This is a genomic window from Streptomyces sp. NPDC127197 (assembly GCF_042672405.1).
Classification (GTDB): Bacteria; Actinomycetota; Actinomycetes; order Streptomycetales; family Streptomycetaceae; genus Streptomyces; species Streptomyces flavusporus.
In genome coordinates this window covers 2,351-21,715 of the sequence record NZ_JBHXVG010000028.1, presented here as the reverse complement: position 1 = coordinate 21,715, position 19,365 = coordinate 2,351, and the positions used below count along the sequence as shown (strand labels likewise).

15 protein-coding genes and 1 pseudogene are annotated in these 19,365 nt (G+C 67.8%); 11 read left to right on the top strand and 5 right to left on the bottom strand.

The features are described from left to right. Positions 1–15: 15 nt before the first annotated feature. The 5 genes from ACFVJQ_RS32945 to ACFVJQ_RS32925 all read right to left on the bottom strand — a co-directional run bounded on the left by ACFVJQ_RS32945 (position 16) and on the right by ACFVJQ_RS32925 (position 6,338). On the bottom strand, positions 16–1,515 hold the full coding sequence (locus ACFVJQ_RS32945) for a glutamine synthetase (protein WP_385789263.1): 1,500 nt from the start codon (positions 1,513–1,515) through the stop codon (positions 16–18). A gap of 3 nt (positions 1,516–1,518) precedes the next feature. After that, positions 1,519–2,925 carry an amidase gene (locus tag ACFVJQ_RS32940; protein ID WP_385514474.1) on the bottom strand — a complete coding sequence of 469 codons (1,407 nt, stop codon included), beginning with the start codon at positions 2,923–2,925 and terminating at the stop codon, positions 1,519–1,521. After that, positions 2,915–4,882, bottom strand: coding sequence for a hypothetical protein (locus ACFVJQ_RS32935; protein ID WP_385789261.1), 1,968 nt, complete (start codon positions 4,880–4,882; stop codon positions 2,915–2,917). The genes ACFVJQ_RS32940 and ACFVJQ_RS32935 overlap by 11 nt, the downstream gene beginning before the upstream one ends. Beyond that, the gene (locus ACFVJQ_RS32930; RefSeq protein WP_385514476.1) at positions 4,882–5,208 is read right to left on the bottom strand and encodes a 4Fe-4S ferredoxin; all 327 of its coding nucleotides are present in this window, start codon (positions 5,206–5,208) and stop codon (positions 4,882–4,884) included. Before ACFVJQ_RS32930 ends, ACFVJQ_RS32935 begins: the two co-directional genes overlap by 1 nt. Before the next feature lie 308 nt (positions 5,209–5,516). After that, positions 5,517–6,338, bottom strand: a complete 822-nt coding sequence (locus tag ACFVJQ_RS32925; protein WP_385514477.1) for a BTAD domain-containing putative transcriptional regulator — start codon at positions 6,336–6,338, stop codon at positions 5,517–5,519. Between the two features lie 642 nt (positions 6,339–6,980). Here ACFVJQ_RS32925 and rfbB (ACFVJQ_RS32920) point away from each other — a divergent pair. The 11 genes and pseudogenes from rfbB (ACFVJQ_RS32920) to ACFVJQ_RS32870 all read left to right on the top strand — a co-directional run. After that, positions 6,981–7,997, top strand: a complete 1,017-nt coding sequence (gene rfbB, locus ACFVJQ_RS32920) for a dTDP-glucose 4,6-dehydratase (RefSeq protein WP_385514478.1) — start codon at positions 6,981–6,983, stop codon at positions 7,995–7,997. Continuing rightward, positions 7,994–9,298, top strand: a complete 1,305-nt coding sequence (rfbH, locus tag ACFVJQ_RS32915) for a lipopolysaccharide biosynthesis protein RfbH (protein WP_385514479.1) — start codon at positions 7,994–7,996, stop codon at positions 9,296–9,298. Before rfbB (ACFVJQ_RS32920) ends, rfbH (ACFVJQ_RS32915) begins: the two co-directional genes overlap by 4 nt. After that, complete coding sequence (locus tag ACFVJQ_RS32910; RefSeq protein WP_385514480.1) at positions 9,295–10,671, top strand: NDP-hexose 2,3-dehydratase family protein; 1,377 nt, start codon at positions 9,295–9,297, stop codon at positions 10,669–10,671. Before rfbH (ACFVJQ_RS32915) ends, ACFVJQ_RS32910 begins: the two co-directional genes overlap by 4 nt. Before the next feature lie 108 nt (positions 10,672–10,779). After that, the gene (locus ACFVJQ_RS32905) at positions 10,780–12,015 is read left to right on the top strand and encodes a class I SAM-dependent methyltransferase (protein ID WP_385514481.1); all 1,236 of its coding nucleotides are present in this window, start codon (positions 10,780–10,782) and stop codon (positions 12,013–12,015) included. 200 nt (positions 12,016–12,215) lie between these two features. Then, positions 12,216–13,193: a dTDP-glucose 4,6-dehydratase gene (rfbB, locus tag ACFVJQ_RS32900; RefSeq protein ID WP_385514482.1), complete on the top strand. Its 978-nt coding sequence runs from the start codon at positions 12,216–12,218 to the stop codon at positions 13,191–13,193. Continuing rightward, on the top strand, positions 13,190–14,128 hold the full coding sequence (locus ACFVJQ_RS32895; protein ID WP_385789257.1) for an NAD-dependent epimerase/dehydratase family protein: 939 nt from the start codon (positions 13,190–13,192) through the stop codon (positions 14,126–14,128). Before rfbB (ACFVJQ_RS32900) ends, ACFVJQ_RS32895 begins: the two co-directional genes overlap by 4 nt. Further along, positions 14,125–15,423, top strand: a complete 1,299-nt coding sequence (rfbH, locus tag ACFVJQ_RS32890) for a lipopolysaccharide biosynthesis protein RfbH (RefSeq protein WP_385789255.1) — start codon at positions 14,125–14,127, stop codon at positions 15,421–15,423. The genes ACFVJQ_RS32895 and rfbH (ACFVJQ_RS32890) overlap by 4 nt, the downstream gene beginning before the upstream one ends. Beyond that, a complete protein-coding gene (locus ACFVJQ_RS32885; RefSeq protein WP_385789254.1) occupies positions 15,420–16,394 on the top strand; it encodes a Gfo/Idh/MocA family protein in 975 nt (324 codons plus the stop codon). The genes rfbH (ACFVJQ_RS32890) and ACFVJQ_RS32885 overlap by 4 nt, the downstream gene beginning before the upstream one ends. Before the next feature lie 24 nt (positions 16,395–16,418). Further along, positions 16,419–17,570 (top strand): nucleotide disphospho-sugar-binding domain-containing protein, encoded by a 1,152-nt coding sequence (locus ACFVJQ_RS32880; RefSeq protein ID WP_385514486.1) that lies wholly within the window; start codon positions 16,419–16,421, stop codon positions 17,568–17,570. A 693-nt stretch (positions 17,571–18,263) separates the two neighbouring features. Next, complete coding sequence (locus tag ACFVJQ_RS32875; protein ID WP_385789252.1) at positions 18,264–18,893, top strand: nucleoside deaminase; 630 nt, start codon at positions 18,264–18,266, stop codon at positions 18,891–18,893. A gap of 86 nt (positions 18,894–18,979) precedes the next feature. Next, a pseudogene (locus tag ACFVJQ_RS32870) lies at positions 18,980–19,168 on the top strand (IS5/IS1182 family transposase); the annotation flags it as partial. Between the last annotated feature and the right edge of the window lie 197 nt (positions 19,169–19,365).

Here is a 19,365-nt window from a genome sequence, read left to right as displayed (position 1 = left end):
GGGCCAGGCCGCAGGTCAGTACGCGCCGAAGTATTCGCGCTGCTCCCACTGCGTCGGCCGGTCCGGCAGGGGAGGGTTCTGCGCGCACCAGGCCTCGAAGCGATGCAGCTCGCTCTCCTTGAGCTTGGTCAGGCAAGCCGTCAGTGGCTCACCGAGCAGTTCGGCGGCGCGACCGGCCCGGAAGGCGTCCAGAGACTCGCGCAGCGACTGCGGCACCAGCTGGTCACCGGGCGCGGGGACGCCGGCGGGGGTGCCGGAGGCCAGACCGTCGAGACCGGCGAAGAGCTGGGCGGCGATGTTCAGGTACGGGTTGGCACACGGCTCGCCCATACGGTTCTCGATATGCGCGCCGGCCCCGGTGCCGACCACCCGCAGCATCGCGCTGCGGTCCTCCACCCGCCAGCCGATGCGCGTGGGGGCCAGGGTGTGGTGGGCGGCCAGCCGGCGATAGCCGTTGACGGTAGGCACCGACAGCACGAACAGGTCGCGTGCCCAGTCCAGCAGACCGTCCGCGTACGCCTTCCCCTCGGGAGACATGCTGCCTGACGGCCCCTCGGCTTCGAACAGGTTGCGGCCCGTGGCCACTTCGATGACCGACTGGTTCAGGTGCCAGCCGCTGGGGTCCGCGCTGTCGACGGCCGGCTGAGCCATGAAGGACGCATGGTGGCCACGCTGAGCACAGAACTGTTTGGTGACCGTGCGGAACAGCAGCATCGCATCGGCGGCGTCCATGGCGGTCATGGGGCTGAAGGTGGTCTCGACCTGGCCAGGACCGGACTCGTGCTCCATGGAACGCAGCGGCAGGCCGAGCTCGAGCAGATGCAGGGCCAGGGGGTCCGTAAGGGGGGCGATGGTGTCGTAGTGGGCGTCCAGATTGAACTGGTAGCCGGCGTTGACGGCGGTGACGCGGGGGGCCTGGCCCTGCAGGCCGAAGCCGTTGCCGGCGTTGCCGGGTTCGTCGTCGAGACGGCGGGTGAGGTACCACTCGACCTCCAGTCCCACCGCGGGAGCCAGGCCGCGGCTGTCGTACTCCGCCAGGACACGGCGCAGCACGTCGCGCGAGGACAGCGGGTGCGGAGTGCCGTCACGCAGGTACTCGTCCGCGATGACCCATGCGGTGCGCGGCGCACGGTCCGGCAGGATCTGGAAGGTGAGCGGGTCGGGTACGGCGACGAAGTTGCCCGCGCCGGTGATCTCGTCGACGCCGACACCGGGGTCGTCGCCCAGGAAGTCCACGGCGACCGCATGGCCCGTGTCGAAGAGGAACGGGCCGGGGCTGAAGTTCATGCCGTTGCGCAGCACGGAGCGGAAGGCGTCGGCAGTGAGGGTCTTGGAGCGGGCCAGGCCGTGAGGGTCGCCGTACACCAGCCGTACCAGGTCGACCCGTGCCAGTTCGGCCTCGATGCGTTCGGCAGCGGCAAGCCGGGCGTCGTCCCACAGGCCGTGGTCGGCGACGAAGGAGGGACGCCCGACACTGCCTTGCTCGGACAAGGAGGTCCAGGACCGGATGCGCATGGTTCAGGGCGTCCTTTCGCCAGGGGAAGGGATAGCGGTGGTCGCGGGCGGGCGGGGCGGCCCGCCCAGTTCGTTCTCCAGCTGCTGGGCGGCGGCCAGGACGAGTGCGTCGGCGCCGACCGGGCCGACGAGCTGTACGGCGGCCGGCAGGCCGGACCGTGTCAGCCCCGCGGGGAGGGACACCGCGGGCTGGCCGGTCATATTGAACGGGTAGGCCGCCGGCGCCCAGGACAGCCATTGCAGGTCGCGTGGGTCGGCGGCCCAGTCGGGCGCTATGGCATCGGCTTGCAGGGGCTCGATGGGTACGGTGGCCATGGCCAGAAGGTCGTAGTGATCCATGACCGCGCGCAGCCGGCCCCGCAGCGTCTGGCGAACACCCTCGGCCCGCATGACGGCCTCACCGCTCAGCGTGCGCCCGTAACGGACGATCTCCAGACGGCCCGGATCGCACCACTGCTCGGCCCAGGGCAGGGTGTCGGCGGCCTCCGCCGCGGCGAGGATGTCGATCAGCGCCGGGTAGGGATCGTTGTACGGCGCCGGGATGGATTCGACCCGATGTCCCAGGGCGACCAAGGCCTCGCGGGCCTGGTCGGTGACTTCGGCGATCTGCGGGCTGGTGCCGTCGTAGTGGATCCAGCCCACGCGCAGCCTGCGCCGATCGCGGGCCTGGTCCACGGAGACCAGTGCCGAATCCGGGTCGTCGACATGCGGACCGGCGGCCACTTGGGCGAGCAGGGCGGCGTCGGCGACGGTCCGCGCCAATGGCCCCTGGTGGGCGAGCCGGTCGATGCTGTTGGGCGAGTAGGGCAGCCGCCCATAGCTGGGTTTGTAGCCGACGACACCGCAGAACGCGGCCGGGATGCGGATGGAGCCCGCCCCGTCGGTGCCCAGCGACACCTGGCACAGCCCCGTGGCAACGGCCGCCGCCCCGCCCCCGGTGGAGCCGCCGGCGGTCAGGGCGTGATCGTAGGGGTTGCGGGTGGACGGGCCGACGCGGCTGACGGTGGAGGCGCTCCAGCCGTACTCGGACGTGGTGGTCTTGCCGACGATCACGGCGCCGGCGGCGCGCAGCCGGGCCACGGCCGGCGCGTCGCGGGGGGCACGGTCGTTGCGCAGCAGGGATCCGCGCCGGGTGGGAAGATCCTGCGTCTGCAGCAGATCCTTCACCGAGACGGTGACGCCCAGGAGCGGCATGTCCCGCCACGCATCGGCCCCCATCTCCCGGATACGGGCGTCGGCCTTCTCCGCGGCGGCCAGGGCTTCGTCGCCGGCAACGGCGACGAAGGCGCCCAGCGAGTCGTGCTCTCTGACAGCGGTCAGAGTGGCCTGAACGTGCTCGGTCACCGTCAGTCCGGTGGCGAGCCACCGCCGCCGGGTGGCGGCGATTCCGTGGCCGGGGTCAAGGCGCACGATGGGCCCGCCCCGGGTGTCCCGTGGGGGGGACGCTCTTGCCGGCGGTGCCGGGCTCGGTGCCGGTGACCTGCCTCCAGTGCCAGGGCGAGTCGAAGGCGGTGACCTCGAAGTGCTCCCCGGCTGCGGCCAGTTCGGCGGCCGCACCGGTGGCCGCGGCGACAAGGCGCGAGACACGGTGCGCTGCCAGCAGGTCCTGCTCGGTGAAGGGCGGGCCCTCGCACCGCAACAGCCGCAGGTCGATGAATCCGTTGAAGAGCCGCCCGTCGACGGTGACCGCTTGCGGGGACCGGATGGAGAAACGGACCTTGTTGTTGACGTGCCCGTGGTGATGCTGGTCGGAGTAGAGGGAGATGTCAGGGATGGTGGGGGGCACGAAGTGGTCGCGTTCGACGACTGCGCGGGTGCGGGGCAGGTTCCCGGGCACGAAGTGCCAGGAGTTGTACTGCATGCGCGAGGACATGGCCCAGGCGGTGTCGGCGACGGCGCTGAGGGAATCCCCGAAGTGCCGGCCGGCGTCCGGCAGGGGTACGACACAGCAGAAGTAGTGAGTGAGGTCCCACGCGCAGATCTGCTCCCACTGCTCGTCCCGCATCGCCGCGATCAAAGCGGGCAGGGAACGCATGCCACGGCTCATGGCGAAGTCGGCGCGCAACGCGGAGGCGACGGCGGCGACCGTGTGATACACGAGCGACTCGAGGCCGGTGCCGTAGTCGCCGTGCGGCTTGGCCAACCAGGCAAGGTCGCCGACGACCTCGTCGCCGAGTTCGGCCAGCGTGGTGCCGGTCAGCGGCAGACGGGCTCGCAGGTCCCGGCAAATTGCCGCCTCCGCCTCCAGGGCGGGTCCGGCGACGGTCCCGGCGACTCGTTCGATCTTGTGCATCAGCGCGCCGTGGATCTCGCGGTAGAGCTGGGCGCTCTTGCCGACCTCGGCCCGTCGCTCGCGCAGGTCGTCGGCCAGGATGGCAAGGTCGGCCACACGGTGGGAGGCGGCGGGCGCGATGCCGGGAGCAGGCAGGATCGCGTTGTAGTCGCGGCGGATGCGTTCGAGCATGAACGCTACGTGGTCGGTGGTGATCTGCGTGCCGTTCGCCTCCTCCACACGGCCGAAGCCGGACGAGGCGATCAGCAGTGACAGGCATACCACGAGCTGCACGTCGCTGTCGGACCACAGCTCCAGCGGCACCCCGTGCAGGCTGCTGAGGGTGCAGTCGGGGTGTCCGGGCCACAGGGTCTTGCCGGTGAGCGTGTTCTGGTCGCGGAAGTTCGTGTACTGGTTGTTCTCCTGGTACAGCACGAACGGCGCGGTGCGCTGTGCCGCTTCCTTGGCCTGCTCCAGCAGCTCGTCGCGGCCCTTGGCACCCTGACCGGCCAGCCATCGACGGCAGTCGGCGACGGACTCGGCCTGGCGGTCGACGGCACGCGACAGTTCCTGCTGGTAGAGATGCAGGGCCCGCTGCGACCAGGGCACGCGCAGCACGCCCCCGGCCAGGCGATCGCGGTCGAGGGGCGCCTGGGAGGGACCGCGCAGCACGATACGGCCGCTGGTGCTCAGGGCTATCTCGCCGAGGAAGGCCAGTTCCTCGTCCCCTTCGTCGTCATCGCCCGGCGCGGCCGGACTGGAGGCGGCCGGCTGGTCCTCATCGCGCCAGGTCAGGCCGAAGAGCGCCTTGAGAGCGGCCTCGTCGCTGTGGCTCATCGCCCGCAGCTGGACGTCGGCCGGCACATGTCCGTCCAGCGTCAGCAGGATCTCCACCGCGGCGCGCAGGTCACCGGCTTGTTCGGCACGGTGCCAGACCCGTCCGAGCAGGCCGGGGAACCCGGCGTCGGACCGCCCTACGCGGTCGGGGGTGGTGGTCGCGCCAGCAGGACTGCCGAGCCTGCTCGGGCGTCGGCTGATCCGCTTACGAGCGTTGGCTGCGCGGCGGGACTCGCCACGGTCGGCAGGAGCGGACATCAGGCACCTTCGGTGGTGAGTTCAATGTGGTTCCACACGGATTCCTCGGTCGGCGTCCAGTTCTCGTCGACGTAGATGCAGTCGACGGGGCATTCCAGGACGCACGCCGGGCAACCCGAGCACAGCTCGGGGATGATCACGACATCCAGCCCGATGTCGAAGATGGCTCCGAACTCTGCCGGGCAGCTGCGCAGGCAGGTGTCGCAGGTGATGCACTCGGAGGTCTCGATGCGGCGCGGCGGCTTCTTCCAGCTCTCACTGCGGGTCCGGTCGGCGATCCGCTGGGCCCGTCCGGACAGCACCTGCGGGGCTGTGGTTTGTTTCACAACGTCTTCCACGGGCACCGCCCCCTTTTGAGTCGTCTCGCCTCAGTCGGCGACCGGATGCCTCCGATTCTCACGTGGCGGTCTCGACCAGAGCCGCAGCGTCGCTGGAGCGGCGGTCGAACCGCACATCGGCACGGCGCCGAGCACCACAGCGGCTCATCGAGGAGCATCGGACTGCATTGCGGTGCACTGCCCGGCACCATGACGCATGACCTACCGCGAGGTCCGCCGAGTGGCTGCCCGCGGGCAGCCACAACGGTGCCGTCTTCAGAAGCCGGACGATCAAGGGCGCCGAAGTCAGGTCGTACTCATGCCGCGTACAGGTCGAAGGTCGAGGTCCGCCGAGGTCCGGCGATGACGTCGAGCCGGGGGTCCACTGCGAGCATTGCCTGGTGCATACGCTGCAATTGCGGTGAGGGCTCCACCCCGAGCTCAGTGATCAGCCGCTGCCGCAGCCTGCGGTAGACGTCGAGCGCAGAGGCCTGCCGCCCCGACCGGTAGAGGGCCACCATCGCCTGCGAGTGCAGCCCCTCGTTGCGCGGGTGGCGTGCGATGAGATCGGCCAGCTCGGCGAGCAACTCGACATGCCGGCCCAGCCTCAGTTCGGCGTCGATCCGCCTCTCGCGGGCGACAAGGCGGCCCTCCTCCAGCCGCATCACCTCTATCTGCAGGATCGGTCCCGCATGCACGTCGACGAGTGCAGCGCCTTCCCAAATGCCGAGTGCTTCGCTCAGGCACTGGGACGCGCGTTGGTCCTCGCCGCGGTCGAAGGCCTGGCGGCCCTCCGCGACCAGGCGCTCGTACGGGTAGACGTCGACGGCGGCGGCGGGGATCCTGAGCATGTAGCCGTCGTAGCGAGTGGCGAGTATATTTTTGACGGTTTTGGCGTGCTCCGGGCCCAGCGCCTTGGCGATCAAGCGGCGCAGCTGCAAGATGTAGGTCTGCAGTGTGGTCAGCGAACTCTGCGGCAAATCGGTCCCCCAGAGCTCCTCCATCAAGGTGGGCACCGGCACCACCCGACCGGGATGCAGAGCCAGCAAGGCGAGGACCTGACGCGGTTTTCTGGCGGTTGGAACGATGGACTTTCCGTTTATTTCGGCTTCCAGCGCACCCAGGACTCTTACCTGCATTTTCCCCCACAATCCTTGTCGACCATGAAAACATTCCCGAGTCGAGGCGTCCTGATCTCCCTCGACGCTGCCACCTCACATCTCCTGCACGGCAGATATGGGCAGAAGGGTCACTGTACCTGCCCCCGGAATTTAGATTTCGCTGATCCGGGCACGGCCACGCGTGGTGCTTGTTCACTTTGTAAGTGATGCCGATGATTGTCCAGGCGCCGATAGCGCCGCAGGACCGTCGGGCCCCGTCTCCGGAGCCTGTGGAACAGGGTGTTCAACCTCGGAAACACCGCGGTTGAACTCCGTACGCGCGCCTCGGGCGACCAGTTCCGCGGCAGCTCAAGTGCGGCCCGACCCGTACACGAGGCCTGATAACCCGCTCCCGATACCTTGTACGCCAAGGCCGGCCTGCATTCCGTGTGACGCGACCGGGCGCGATGTGCCCGGTCGTCGGCCTGTTCGGGCCGGCCGCGCACCGGCGCACCAAACGCTCCGTCGAAGGTCCGCGCCGGCAGCTGTTGCGGGAGAACCCGTCCGAACCCAAGGAGAGAAAGTGAAAGCTCTGGTGTTGTCAGGCGGGTCGGGGGTCCCGATCGCCGACGGGCCCGCCCATGGCATCGGTACCCCCACGCGGATCGAGGTCGCTGCCTGATGAAACTCCTGGTAACGGGCGGTGCCGGCTTCATCGGCTCGCATTACGTACGAGCACTGCTCGCCGGCGAGTACCCCGGCTACGAACAGGCCCAGGTCACCGTGCTCGATGTCCTGAATTACGCCGGCCGCAGGGACAACTTGCCGACCGACCATCCCCGGATGGACTTCGTGCAGGGTGACATCTGCGACCTCCCACTGCTCCTCGACCTGTTGCCGGGCCATGATGCGGTGGTGCATTTCGCTGCGGAATCGCACGTGGACCGCTCGGTGCGCTTCGCTGCGGAGTTCGTAAGGACCAATGTCAACGGCACCCAGAGCCTCTTGGAGGCGTCTCTGCGCCGCGGCATATCCCGGTTCGTTCACGTCTCGACCGACGAGGTGTATGGCTCGACCGACGACGGATCATGGACCGAGGATGCTCCGCTGATGCCCAACTCGCCCTATGCGGCGTCCAAGGCGAGTTCCGACCTGATCGCTCGCGCGTACTGGCGCACCCACGGGCTGGATGTGTCCATCACCCGCTGCTCCAACAACTACGGGCCTTACCAGTTCCCCGAGAAGTTGATTCCGCTTTTCGTGACGAACCTTATGGAGGGAAAGCCCGTTCCGCTCTACGGCGACGGACACAACGTACGCGAGTGGCTGCACGTGGACGACCATTGTCGGGCCGTGCAGGCGGTACTCACCTCGGGCGGGGCGGGAGAGGTCTACAACGTCGGGGGCGGTACGGGCCACACCAATCTGGAGCTCACCGAACGACTGCTGGCGTTGTGCGGATCGGATCGCTCGATGATCCGGTATGTCGCCGACCGCAAGGGCCACGACCTGCGCTACGCACTCGACGACAGCAAGATCCGCGAGCAGCTGGGGTACAGCCCGCGCGTTTCGTTCGACCAGGGACTGGCCGAGACCGTCGCCTGGTACAGGGACAACCCTGGGTGGTGGAAGACGGTGGACGGCTGCCGCACCACCGTCGAGGCGACCGACACCACCGGAGGCGGAGGCCCCTCATGAGCGACCGCAAGGCCCTGGTTCTCGATGAGGTCCGCAAGTACCACGCGGACCAGCAGGCCGACACCGGCTTCATCCCCGGCGTTACCGAGATCTGGCCGTCCGGTGCAGTGCTCGACGCCGACGACCGGGCCGCCCTGGTGGAGGCCGCACTCGACCTGCGGATCGCAGTAGGCCAGCGGTCGCGGATGTTCGAGTCCCGCTTCGCCAGGCTGCTCGGTCGGCGTAAGGCGCACCTGACCAACTCCGGTTCGTCCGCCAACCTGTTGGCGCTGACCGCTCTGACCTCACCTGTGCGCGGTGACCGCGCGCTGCAGCCGGGCGACGAGGTGATCACGGTCGCGGCGGGCTTCCCGACCACGGTGAACCCGATCGTGCAGAACGGGTTGGTTCCCGTCTTCGTGGACGTCGAGCTCCCGATCTACAACACCACCGCGGAGCGGGTCGCGGCAGCGATCGGTCCCAAGACCAGGGCGATCATGATCGCCCACGCGCTGGGCAACCCCTTCGAGGTCGGCGAGATCGACGACCTAGCCAAGGAGCACGGCCTGGCCTTCGTCGAGGACAACTGCGATGCGGTGGGCGCCACCTACGACGGACGCCTGACGGGTACCTTCGGTGATCTCGCAACGGTGAGCTTCTACCCCGCCCACCATCTGACGATGGGTGAGGGAGGCATCGTCGTGACGTCGGACCTGAAGCTCGCCCGGGCAGTGGAGTCGCTGCGCGACTGGGGCCGCGACTGTTGGTGCGAGCCGGGTGAGAACAACACCTGCCTCAAGCGGTTCGCCCACCAGATGGGCAATCTGCCGCACGGCTATGATCACAAGTACACGTTCTCTCACATCGGTTACAACCTGAAGACGACCGATCTGCAGGCCGCGCTCGGACTGTCCCAGCTGGACAAACTGGACAGCTTCGTGGCCGCCCGCAGGCGCAACTGGCAGCGGCTTCGCGAGGGCCTGGACGACGTGCCGTTCCTGTGGCTGCCCGAGCCGACACCGCGCAGCGAACCGAGCTGGTTCGGCTTCATCATCACCGTCGACCCGAAGGCACCGTTCGGCCGGGCGGCGCTGGTGGACTTCTTGGAGAGCAGGAAGATCGGCACTCGCCAGCTTTTCGCGGGCAATCTGACCCGGCAGCCGGCCTGGGTGGGGCGCCCGCATCGGGTGGTCGGTGACCTCAGCAACAGCGACTTGATCACCGAACAGACCTTCTGGGTCGGGGTCTACCCCGGCCTGACCGACGAGATGATCGATTACGTCATCGCGTCGATCAGGGAGTTCACGAGGAGCTATCGATGACGATGTCTCTGCACCCGCGCGAGGACACCGCCCTGTCCGGCCGGCTCGCCAGGTCCGCCGCCGAGCGGACCTCCGGCGCGGGGCCGCGCACCGCCGAGGTGCCGGGCTGGCTGGCCGAGCGCCGCGCCGCACACCGTTTCGCCGTCACGCGGATCCCGTTCGCCGACCTGGAGGGCTGGTCCTTCCAGCCGGGCACCGGCAAACTCGCCCACGACAGCGCACGCTTCTTCACCGTCGAGGGACTGCGCGCGGAGATCGACGGGGATCCGGCCACACGCTGGATGCAGCCCATCATCAGGCAGCCGGAAGTGGGCATCCTCGGCATCCTGGCCAAGGAGTTCGACGGGGTCCTGCACTTCCTGATGCAGGCGAAGATGGAGCCGGGCAACCCCAATCTGCTCCAGCTCTCCCCCACCGTGCAGGCGACCCGCTCGAACTACACCAAGGTGCACCGCGGCGCTGCGGTGAAGTACATCGACTACTTCACCCGCCCCGGCCGGGGCCGGGTGCTGGCAGACGTGCTGCAGTCCGAGCACGGGTCCTGGTTCTTCCACAAGTCCAACCGGAACATGATCGTCGAGACCGATGAAGAGGTTCCGCAGGACGCGGACTTCATCTGGCTGACGCTCGGCCAGATCGGTGAGTTGCTGCACTTCGACGACCTGGTCAACATGGATGCCCGTACGGTCCTGGCCTGCGCACCTGTCGCCTTCCCCGAGACGTCGGCGCGACTGTCGGACGCCATGCTGATGTCCTGGTTCACCGGTGAGCGGGCACGGCACGAGACGCGGATGACGTGTGTGCCCCTGAACGAGGTGGCTGGCTGGGAGCGGGACGAGTGGTCGATCCGGCGGCCGGACGGCCGCTACTTCGAAGTCGTCTCGGTCGGCGTCGAGGCCGGCAGCCGCGAGGTCAGCAGCTGGACGCAGCCGCTTTTCGAGCCGACCGGGCAGGGGCTGGTCGCCTTCGTCACCCAGCGGTTCGACGGAGTACCGCATCTCCTGGCGCACGCCCGGGTGGAAGGCGGATTCCTCGACACCGTGGAACTCGGCCCGACCGTTCAATGCATACCGGACAACCACCGGCAACCCGGTGGCACCGACCGGCCGCCCTTCTTGGACATGGTCCTGGAGACCAAGCCGGAGCGAGTGCGGTACGAGGCGATACATTCCGAGGAGGGCGGCCGGTTCCTCAACGCGCAGTCGCGCTATCAGATCGTGGAGCCGGAGACACCCATACATGGGGAACTTCCGCCGGGCTACTGCTGGCTGACACCAGGACAACTGGCAGCGCTCGGCCGGCACGGCCACTACGTCAATGTGCAGGCGCGCACGCTTCTGTCGTGCATGACGACCGGTGCCGTGGCGTGGTGACCGGAGTTCCGCTGCGGACCGGGGTGCTGCGGCTTTTCTTGGCGGTCACCGGAAAAACCATCCCCTTGATGATGCCGGCGATTTCTTACGCACCAGTTGGAGAAGTAGATGGCGATTGCTGAGTGCCGCGTGTGCGGTAACCGTTCCCTGCTCCCCGTGCTCGACCTGGGTTCGCAGGCGTTGACGGGGATATTTCCCCGTGACCGGGATGAAGAGGTGCCGGTGGCGCCGCTGGAGCTCGTCAGGTGCTCGCCGGAGGGCTGTGGCCTGGTCCAGTTGCGGCACACGGCCGATCTGTCCCTGATGTACGGCGACAACTATGGTTACCGTTCCGGTATCCGGCCGTTCATGATCAACCATCTCGGGGGCAAGGTCGAGGCAGTGACGCGGCTGGTGGATCTCGACGCGGGTGACCTCGTCGTGGACATCGGAAGCAATGACTCGACGCTGCTGCGTCATTACCCGGCCGATGGTCCGACGCTCGTCGGTATCGACCCGACGGGGGAGAAGTGGCGTCGTTACTATCCCGAGCACGTCGACCTGATCGCGGATTTCTTCTCGCGGGAGGTATTCGGTGCCCGGTACGGGGAGCGCAAGGCGAAGGTCGTGACGTCGATCGCGATGTTCTATGACCTTCCCGACCCGCTCAAGTTCATGCGGGACGTGCACGACATCCTGGCCGATGACGGTGTGTGGATGCTCGAGATGAGCTATCTGCCGTCGATGCTGGCGGCCACGGCCTATGACGTGATCTGCCACGAGCACCTGGAATACTACGCGCTGCGTCCGATCGAGTGGATGGCCGAGCGGGTGGGCCTGAGCGTCATCCGTGCCGAGGTCACGGACGTGTACGGCGGCAGTCTGTGTCTGACGCTGGCGAAGTCGTCTTCCGGGCACACGGTCGACGAGGCGGGGATCGAGCGGCTGCGCAAGCAGGAGGAGGCGCTCGGTCTGGACACGATGGCGCCGTTCGAGGCGTTCGCCGCGCGGGTGGGAGAGCATCGTGCGGAGCTGCGGGGCTTCCTGGCGGATTCGCGGGCGGCAGGCAAGCTGACGCTGGGGTACGGGGCGTCGACCAAGGGCAATGTCGTCCTGCAGTACTGCGGTCTCGACGAGGGTGACCTGCCGTGCATCGGTGAGGTCAGCCCGGACAAGGCGGGCCGTTTCACGCCGGGCACCCGTATCCCCATCGTCTCGGAGCAGGAGGCGCTGTCGCAGAAGCCCGACCAGCTGCTGGTGCTGCCGTGGGTTTACCGCGACGGCTACGTGGAGCGCGAGCAGGACTACCTCGCCCGCGGCGGCAGGCTGGTCTTCCCGCTGCCCGCACCGCTCTCCTTCGTCTGACACGACCGGCGCCGTGCAGGCCGAGCCCGCACGGCGCCACCCCATCCCACACCGTCTGCAAACAAGCGCCTCGAGCCCTGGCGCACGGTGCCCAAGCTGTGATTCCGCGAGGTGCCACAAACAGCGAAAGGATCGGCTGCGGTTCCCATGAGACTCTCATTCGTCGGCGTACCATCGGCAACCGCTGGTAGGTGGCGCAAGTGAAGCTGCTGGTCACCGGAGCCGCCGGATTCATCGGCTCGCACTACGTACGCACCATGCTCGCCGGCGGATACCCGGGCTGGGAGGACTGCCGTATCACGGTCCTCGACAAGCTCGGTCACGGCGGCAACCGGGCGAACCTGCCGGCCAGCCACCCCCGATTCGACTTCGTACAGGGGGACATCTGCGACGTTCCGCTGCTGCTCGACCTGCTGCCCGGCCACGACGCGGTGGTGCACTTCGCCGCCGAGTCCCATGTGGACCGTTCCATCGACGACGCAAGCGATTTCGTACGCACCAACGTCGACGGCACGCACGCGCTGCTCGCCGCATGCCGCACGGCGGGGGTCGAGCGGATGGTGCATGTGTCGACCGACGAGGTGTACGGCTCCGTCGAGCACGGCACGAGTACGGAGACCGCACCACTGCTGCCGAACTCCCCGTACGCCGCGTCCAAGGCCGCCGCCGACCTGATCGTCCGGTCATTCGTTCGCACGCATGGGCTCGATGTGTCGATCACCCGCTGCTCCAACAACTACGGGCCACACCAGGACGTTGAGAAACTGATCCCGCTGTTCATCACCAACCTGATGGAGGGCGTGCCGGTGCCGTTGTACGGCGACGGCCGCAACGTCCGCGAATGGCTGCACGTCGCCGACCACTGCCGGGCCATCCAGTTGGTGCTCACCAAAGGTTCGGCCGGTGAGATCTACAACGTCGGCGGCGGCAACGCGTTCACCAACAACGAGATCACCCGCATGCTGCTCGACCTGGCCGACGCGGACGAGTCGATGGTCCGGCGCGTCGCGGACCGGCCGGGGCACGACCTGCGCTACGCCATCGACGAGACCAAAATCCGTGAACAGCTCGGCTACGAGCCGCAGGTCCCGTTCGTGAAGGGGCTCTCCGACACCTATGCCTGGTACCGGGATCATCCGCAGTGGTGGAAACCGCTGAAGCAGGACGTGGCGCGGTGAGCAGGCGCGTAGTGGTTCTCGGCGGTAGCGGTGTCCTCGGCAGCCGGGTGTGCCAGGAGTTCTCCGCAGCGGGCTGCAGCGTGCTCAGCGTGTCCCGGTCCGGCGCACGAGCGCCGTGGTGGTCGGACGACATCGATTCGACGTCCATCGATCTGTCCGATGTCGACACCCGTGGGCTGAGCCAGGCACTGGCGGGGGCGGACGTCGTCGTCAACGCGGCCGCCGTCGTGTGGCGGACCACCGAGGAAGCCATGCGGGCGCTGCACGTGGAGTTCGTCGGCCGGCTGGTCGACGTGCTCGCCGGCCGACGGTCTCGGCTCGTCCAGTTGGGCAGCAGCTACGAGTACGGACCGGCCGAGTTCGGCGTGACCACCACGGAGGACGATCAGCGTCCACCGACGTCCTTCTACGGCCTGACGAAGCGGCAGAGCACGGAGGTGGTACGGCGTGCCGCACGGGAGCACCGGGTGGACGGCGTGGTGCTTCGGGTGGCGAACGTTTTTGGCCCCGGCGCGGGCGGCGACAGCCTGCCCGGCATGGTGGCCCGGTGGCTCGCAGCGGGTGAGGAGCAACTGCCGCTCTCCCCGCTGACCTGTTGGCGCGACTACGTGGACGTGCGAGATGTCGTCGACGCGGTACTGGCCGCGGCGACCGCGCCCGCCGCGGACGTCAGCGGCCAGGTGGTCAACATCAGCGGTGGCGCCGCGATGTCCGTCCGCGAACTCGTGCACCGGCTGATCGCGCTGTCTGGTGTGCCTTCGCGCATCGTCGAACTGGCCAGCCGCACCGTCCTTGAACCGATGCCATGGCAGCAGTTGGACATCTCCCGCGCCCGTCAACTGCTGGGCTGGCGGCCGGTCCGGAATCTGGACGACTCACTCGCGGACATGCTCGCGGCTGAGCGCCAGTCCGTAGGGCGAGGAGCAACCGCATGAGCACCCACAAGGACACCGTGCTCGACGGGGTCCGCAAGTTCCACCGGGACCTTGAATCGCAGGCGCCGCAGTTCACGCCCGGCGTGACCGAGATCTGGCCGTCCGGCGCGCTGCTGGATGAGGAGGACCGAGTCGCACTGGTCGAGGCGGCGCTGGACATGCGCATCGCCGCCGGTACCAAGTCGCGCCTGTTCGAGTCGGCCTTCGCCCGCAGGCTCAAGCGGCGCAAGGCACATCTGACCAACTCGGGGTCGTCGGCGAACCTCGTCGCGTTGTCCGCGCTGACCTCACCCGAACTCGGCGAGGCGCGGTTGCGGCCGGGCGACGAGGTCATCACGGTCGCATCAGGCTTCCCGACCACGGTGAACCCGATCCTGCAGAACGGCATGGTCCCGGTGTTCGTGGACATCGAGTTGCGCATGTACAACACCACGGCCGAGCGGGTTGCCGCAGCGATCGGGCCGAAGACCAAGGCCATCATGATCGCGCACGCTCTCGGTAACCCGTTCGAGGTCGCTGAGATCGCCGAACTGGCCGCCGAGCACGAGCTTTTCCTGATCGAGGACAACTGCGACGCGGTAGGGGCCACCTACGATGGCCGGCTGACCGGCACGTTCGGCGATCTGGCCACCGTGAGCTTCTATCCCGCACACCACCTGACGATGGGGGAAGGCGGTTGTGTGCTGACGTCGAACCTGACGCTGGCACGGATCGTCGAGTCCGTCCGGGACTGGGGCCGGGACTGCTGGTGCGAGCCAGGCGAGAACAACAAGTGTCTCAAGCGGTTCGACTACCGGATGGGCACGCTGCCGGCCGGCTACGACCACAAGTACATCTTCAGTCACATCGGCTACAACCTCAAGAGCAACGACCTCCACGCCGCACTCGGGTTGTCGCAGCTGGCGAAGCTGGACTCGTTCATCGCGGCGCGCAAGGCAAACTGGACCCGGCTGCGGGAAGGGCTGGACGGCGCGCCGCACCTGATCCTGCCGGAGGCGACACCGCGCAGTGACCCGAGCTGGTTCGGCTTTCTCGTCACGATCACCGAGGACGCCCCGTTCAGCCGCTCCGAGATGGTGCGATTCCTGGAGGACCGCAAGATCGGCACGCGGCTGCTGTTCGCGGGCAACCTGACGAGGCACCCGGCCTACATCGGGCAACCCCACCGGATCGTCGGTGAGCTGACCAACAGCGACATCGTGACCGAACGGACGTTGTGGATCGGCGTCTACCCGAAGATCACCGAGGAAATGGTCGACTACGTGATCGCGTCGGTCAAGGAGTTCCTCGGATGACCGCGCCGATCCGCGTCGGCGTCCTGGGCTGCGCCGACATCGCGTGGCGGCGCACCCTTCCCGCCATCGACGCGGTGGAAGGGGTCGAACTGGCCGCGGTGGCGAGCAGGGACCCGCAGAAGGCGGTAACGTTCGCGACCCGCTTCGGCTGCGCCGCAGTGACCGGCTACGACACGCTGCTGGCCAGGGACGACGTCGACGCCGTGTACATCCCGCTGCCGGCGATGCTGCACGCGGCCTGGGTCGAACGGGCGCTCGCGGCGGGCAAGCACGTGCTGGCGGAGAAGCCGCTGAGCGCCGACTACGCCACCACCGTGCGGTTGCTGGAGCTGGCGCGGTCGGCGGATCGGGTACTGGTGGAGAACTTCATGTTCCCGCACCACAGCCAGCAGGCCAGGATCAAGGAACTGCTGGGCTCGGTGGGTGAACTGCGTAGTTTCTCGAGTGCGTTCACGATCCCGCCGAAACCGGCGGACGACATCCGCTACCTGCCGGCTGTCGGCGGCGGCGCGCTGCTGGACGTCGGGGTGTACCCGCTGCGGGCCGCACTGCACTTCCTCGGCACGGAGCTCGACGTCGCCGGTGCGGTGCTGCGCGTGGACAAGGCTCGCCAGGTGGTGCTCAGCGGCAACGTGCTGCTGCACACCGCGGACGGGGTGGCCGTCCAGGTCGCGTTCGGCATGGAGCACGCGTACCGGGCGAACTACGAGTTCGCCGGGACCGACGGGATGCTGTCGGTGGAGCGAGTGTTCACGCCACCAGCCTCCTACCTGCCCACCGTCACCATCACCCGCGACGGCCGCCACGAGGAAGTCACACTGGCCGCGGACGACCAGGTCGCGAACACGATCCGCTGGTTCGCCGATGCGGTCGCCGGCGAGCCCGTCGGCCATTCCCACGCGGAAACCGTCCACCTGGCCAGGCTGGTCGGCCAGGTCGAACATCAAGCGAAGACGACGTTCGTCGACTAGTCGAGAGAGTCCGGAGGAACACCGATGCGCGTCCTGATGATGAGTACCGCGGTGCCCACGCACTTCGCCCCGCTCGTGCCGCTGGCCTGGGGCCTGCGCGCGGCGGGGGCTGAGGTGCTGGTCACCGCGCAACCCGACGTGATGCCCATGATCCGCTCGGCGGGGCTCGTCGGCGCCCCGATCGGTGAGATGTTCGACGGGGACACGCACCTGCGTGGCTTCCTGACCGAAGGCCGGCGTCCGCTGGAATGCTTCACCCGGTTCGCCCCGGAGGAGATGGGTTTCTACGGGCGTGTGTGGATGGACCAAGCGCGGCGCAACATCCACGAGTACATGGAGCTGGCCCGCGAGTGGCGACCGCAGATGATCGTCGCGGACCAGGTGGAGTATGCCTCGCTGCTCGTCGCGGGCGTGCTGGACATTCCCGTGGTGCACCACCGCTGGGGCGTCGACCCCATCTCCGACCTCGCCCTGCGTGATGCCCGTATAGAACTCGCCGACCTGGCAGACGAATTCGGCCTCGACGAAGTGCCGATGCCGACGGAGACACTCGATCCTTGCCCGCCGTCACTGCAGCTGCCGTCGACGAGCAAGGGGACGCCGATCCGGCACGTGCCGTTCAACGGGTACGGTGAACCGCCGGCGTGGCGCGGACGGCCGCAAAGGCGCCGGGTCGTGGTGACACTGGGCACCCGCACGCTGCAACTCAACGGTGTGCCGCATGTGCGCCGGGTGATCCACGCATGCGCGAGCGTGCCGGACGTCGAGGTCGTCGCCACCGTCAGCCCCGAGTACTGGGACGAGCTGGGGCCGATGCCGTCCGAGGTCCGGCTCGTGCCGCCCACCCCGCTGCACCTGTTCATGGACAGTTGTGACGCGATGGTGCACCACAGCGGGTCAGGCACCATGCTCGCTGCGACCACGGTCGGCCTGCCACAGCTGGCACTGCCGCAGTGGTCGGACCAGTTCGCGTTGGGTGAGCGGCTCGAGGCGGTCGGTGCGGGCATCACGCTCGACGACGTGGCCAGTCAGGACGACCCCGCGCTGATCCGTGACTCAGTGGAACTGCTGCTCGACAAGCCGGAATACCGCACCGCAGCAGCGGAACTGGGCCGCGAAATAGCCGCCATGCCGACACCGGCTGCGGTGGCCATGGACCTGCTGCAGAAGTACTGACTCGCGCGGGGAACAGGTGAATTGCCTGTGATTCGGAGAGCCCGATGCTGAGTGCCCAGGCGGACTGCGGATGGCTTCCTGGCTCCGCCAGTAGGCGGCCTCGTACCCGGCGGGTGGCACGTGGTCGAGGGCGGAGCGGAGCCGTTCCTCGTTGTACGCTCGACGGCCAGCAGCAGCCGGCGACCGCCGACGCCAGGATGGCCGCGGTCTACGCGGCCCGGCTGAAGGAGCTCAAGGAGTCGTAGCCCGCCGCCCGGCGTGGCACTGGCAGCGGCCAGACGGGAGGGTGCAGCCGGCCGATCCGGGCCGGCTGCACCCGCGCGGGCATTAGAGGTCGTTTTCACCTGATTTACGCCACTTAACGCACCTCAGTACTGCACTCTCGCCTCTCATGCGACAAGCCCGTCCGCGACGAGGCGAGAGCAATCGCCCATACGGCATGTCTTGGAGCGAGACGGACTTCAGGGAGTGAGACTGGCAATTCGGGCTGCCGCGGGATCTCACCAGCCGCATGGGTGCAGTGACGCCTCGGAAGTCACACCGCGACGGCGAAGCCATCTGAGATGAAACAGACTTCACCGATGAAAACGACCTCTTAGTAGCTGTTTTTCAACGTGAGCGGTTAAGTGGAGACGTTCGCGTGGATCATCTGCGGGGCTCTCATCGGGCCTTCAGGCCGGGCAGAATCGGTGCATGCCTGGTGACGAAACAGCAGCGCTGCCGGCGATCTGGCGACTGCCCTTCGAATTGGCGTGGGAAGCGTTCCGGGCAGGCAGTCGGCCCATCGGAGCCGCGTTGATCAACGCTGATGGTGAGGTGGTGGCCAGCGGGCGGAACCGTAGCCAGGAGACGGTTGCCCCACCGGGGCAGCTTGCTGGGGCAGCCATTGCCCACGCGGAGATCAACGTACTGGCTCAGATGTCATCCCGGCGCCGGTATGAAGATCACCTTCTCTTCACCACGCTTGAGCCATGTCTCCTCTGTAGCGGCGCTCTCCTTCACGCTCATGTCGGCACTGTGGTCTATGCCGCCTCGGACTCTTTGTGGCACGGAATCGAGCAGGTCCCCTCTGTGAGCGGTGCTATTGCAGCACGCTGGGCTCACCGGGAAGGTCCTGTTCAAGGGCCTCTCGCTGTGTTCGGCGCGATGCTCATGCACCTCTGGACTCTCTGTCACTCGCCGGAGAGAGGTGAACAAGCACGCAACGACGGTTTACTCGCACTGGCGCGGCAATGTCTCGACACGCCCGGCTTCGCGGACGCCGAATCGGTCGAGACCGCCTACCAGCTCGTGTTGTCGCGGATCGCGGACGCTGAGCTTTAACAGGAGCGCTTTTTGTCCCATGAGGCAGCGGGGCTTTTGCGGGTCAGGCGCCGGGTCATCATGGTGATGAGTGCCCAGTTCAGGTGGGCCTCGTCGTCCTGCCCCGCCGCTGGAAGGTCGAGCGAACCCTGGGATGGATCATGAAAGCACGGCGCAACGTCCGCGACTACGAGCGGCTGCCGCAGCATGCGGAAGCCCACCTGACCTGGGCACTCATCACGCTGATGACCCGGAGGCTCGCCCGCAAGGGTCCCCGCACCACCTGGTCGAAGAAGGCCTGACCACCATCGCGGCCATTGCCCCTCGGGCACCTGTCCGGCCTGCACGCTGACCTCTCGCGCGGTGGGGGGGGCCGGGGGGGGGGCCCCCCCCCCCCCCCCCGCGCCCCCCACCCCCCCGGGCCCCACACAAACCGGCGGACAACCACAAAAAAATGGGCCGGGGGCAGCGAAAAATAAAATGTGGGGTTGGG

Bases quoted from the DNA above. Each gene is read 5' to 3' on its own strand.
- ACFVJQ_RS32945 (WP_385789263.1), bottom strand. From the start codon at position 1,515: ATGCGCATCCGGTCCTGGACCTCCTTGTCCGAGCAAGGCAGTGTCGGG.
- ACFVJQ_RS32935 (WP_385789261.1), bottom strand. From the start codon at position 4,882: ATGTCCGCTCCTGCCGACCGTGGCGAGTCCCGCCGCGCAGCCAACGCT.
- ACFVJQ_RS32925 (WP_385514477.1), bottom strand. From the start codon at position 6,338: ATGCAGGTAAGAGTCCTGGGTGCGCTGGAAGCCGAAATAAACGGAAAG.
- rfbB (WP_385514478.1), top strand. From the start codon at position 6,981: ATGAAACTCCTGGTAACGGGCGGTGCCGGCTTCATCGGCTCGCATTAC.
- rfbH (WP_385514479.1), top strand. From the start codon at position 7,994: ATGAGCGACCGCAAGGCCCTGGTTCTCGATGAGGTCCGCAAGTACCAC.
- ACFVJQ_RS32910 (WP_385514480.1), top strand. From the start codon at position 9,295: ATGACGATGTCTCTGCACCCGCGCGAGGACACCGCCCTGTCCGGCCGG.
- ACFVJQ_RS32905 (WP_385514481.1), top strand. From the start codon at position 10,780: ATGGCGATTGCTGAGTGCCGCGTGTGCGGTAACCGTTCCCTGCTCCCC.
- rfbH (WP_385789255.1), top strand. From the start codon at position 14,125: ATGAGCACCCACAAGGACACCGTGCTCGACGGGGTCCGCAAGTTCCAC.
- ACFVJQ_RS32885 (WP_385789254.1), top strand. From the start codon at position 15,420: ATGACCGCGCCGATCCGCGTCGGCGTCCTGGGCTGCGCCGACATCGCG.
- ACFVJQ_RS32880 (WP_385514486.1), top strand. From the start codon at position 16,419: ATGCGCGTCCTGATGATGAGTACCGCGGTGCCCACGCACTTCGCCCCG.
- ACFVJQ_RS32875 (WP_385789252.1), top strand. From the start codon at position 18,264: ATGCCTGGTGACGAAACAGCAGCGCTGCCGGCGATCTGGCGACTGCCC.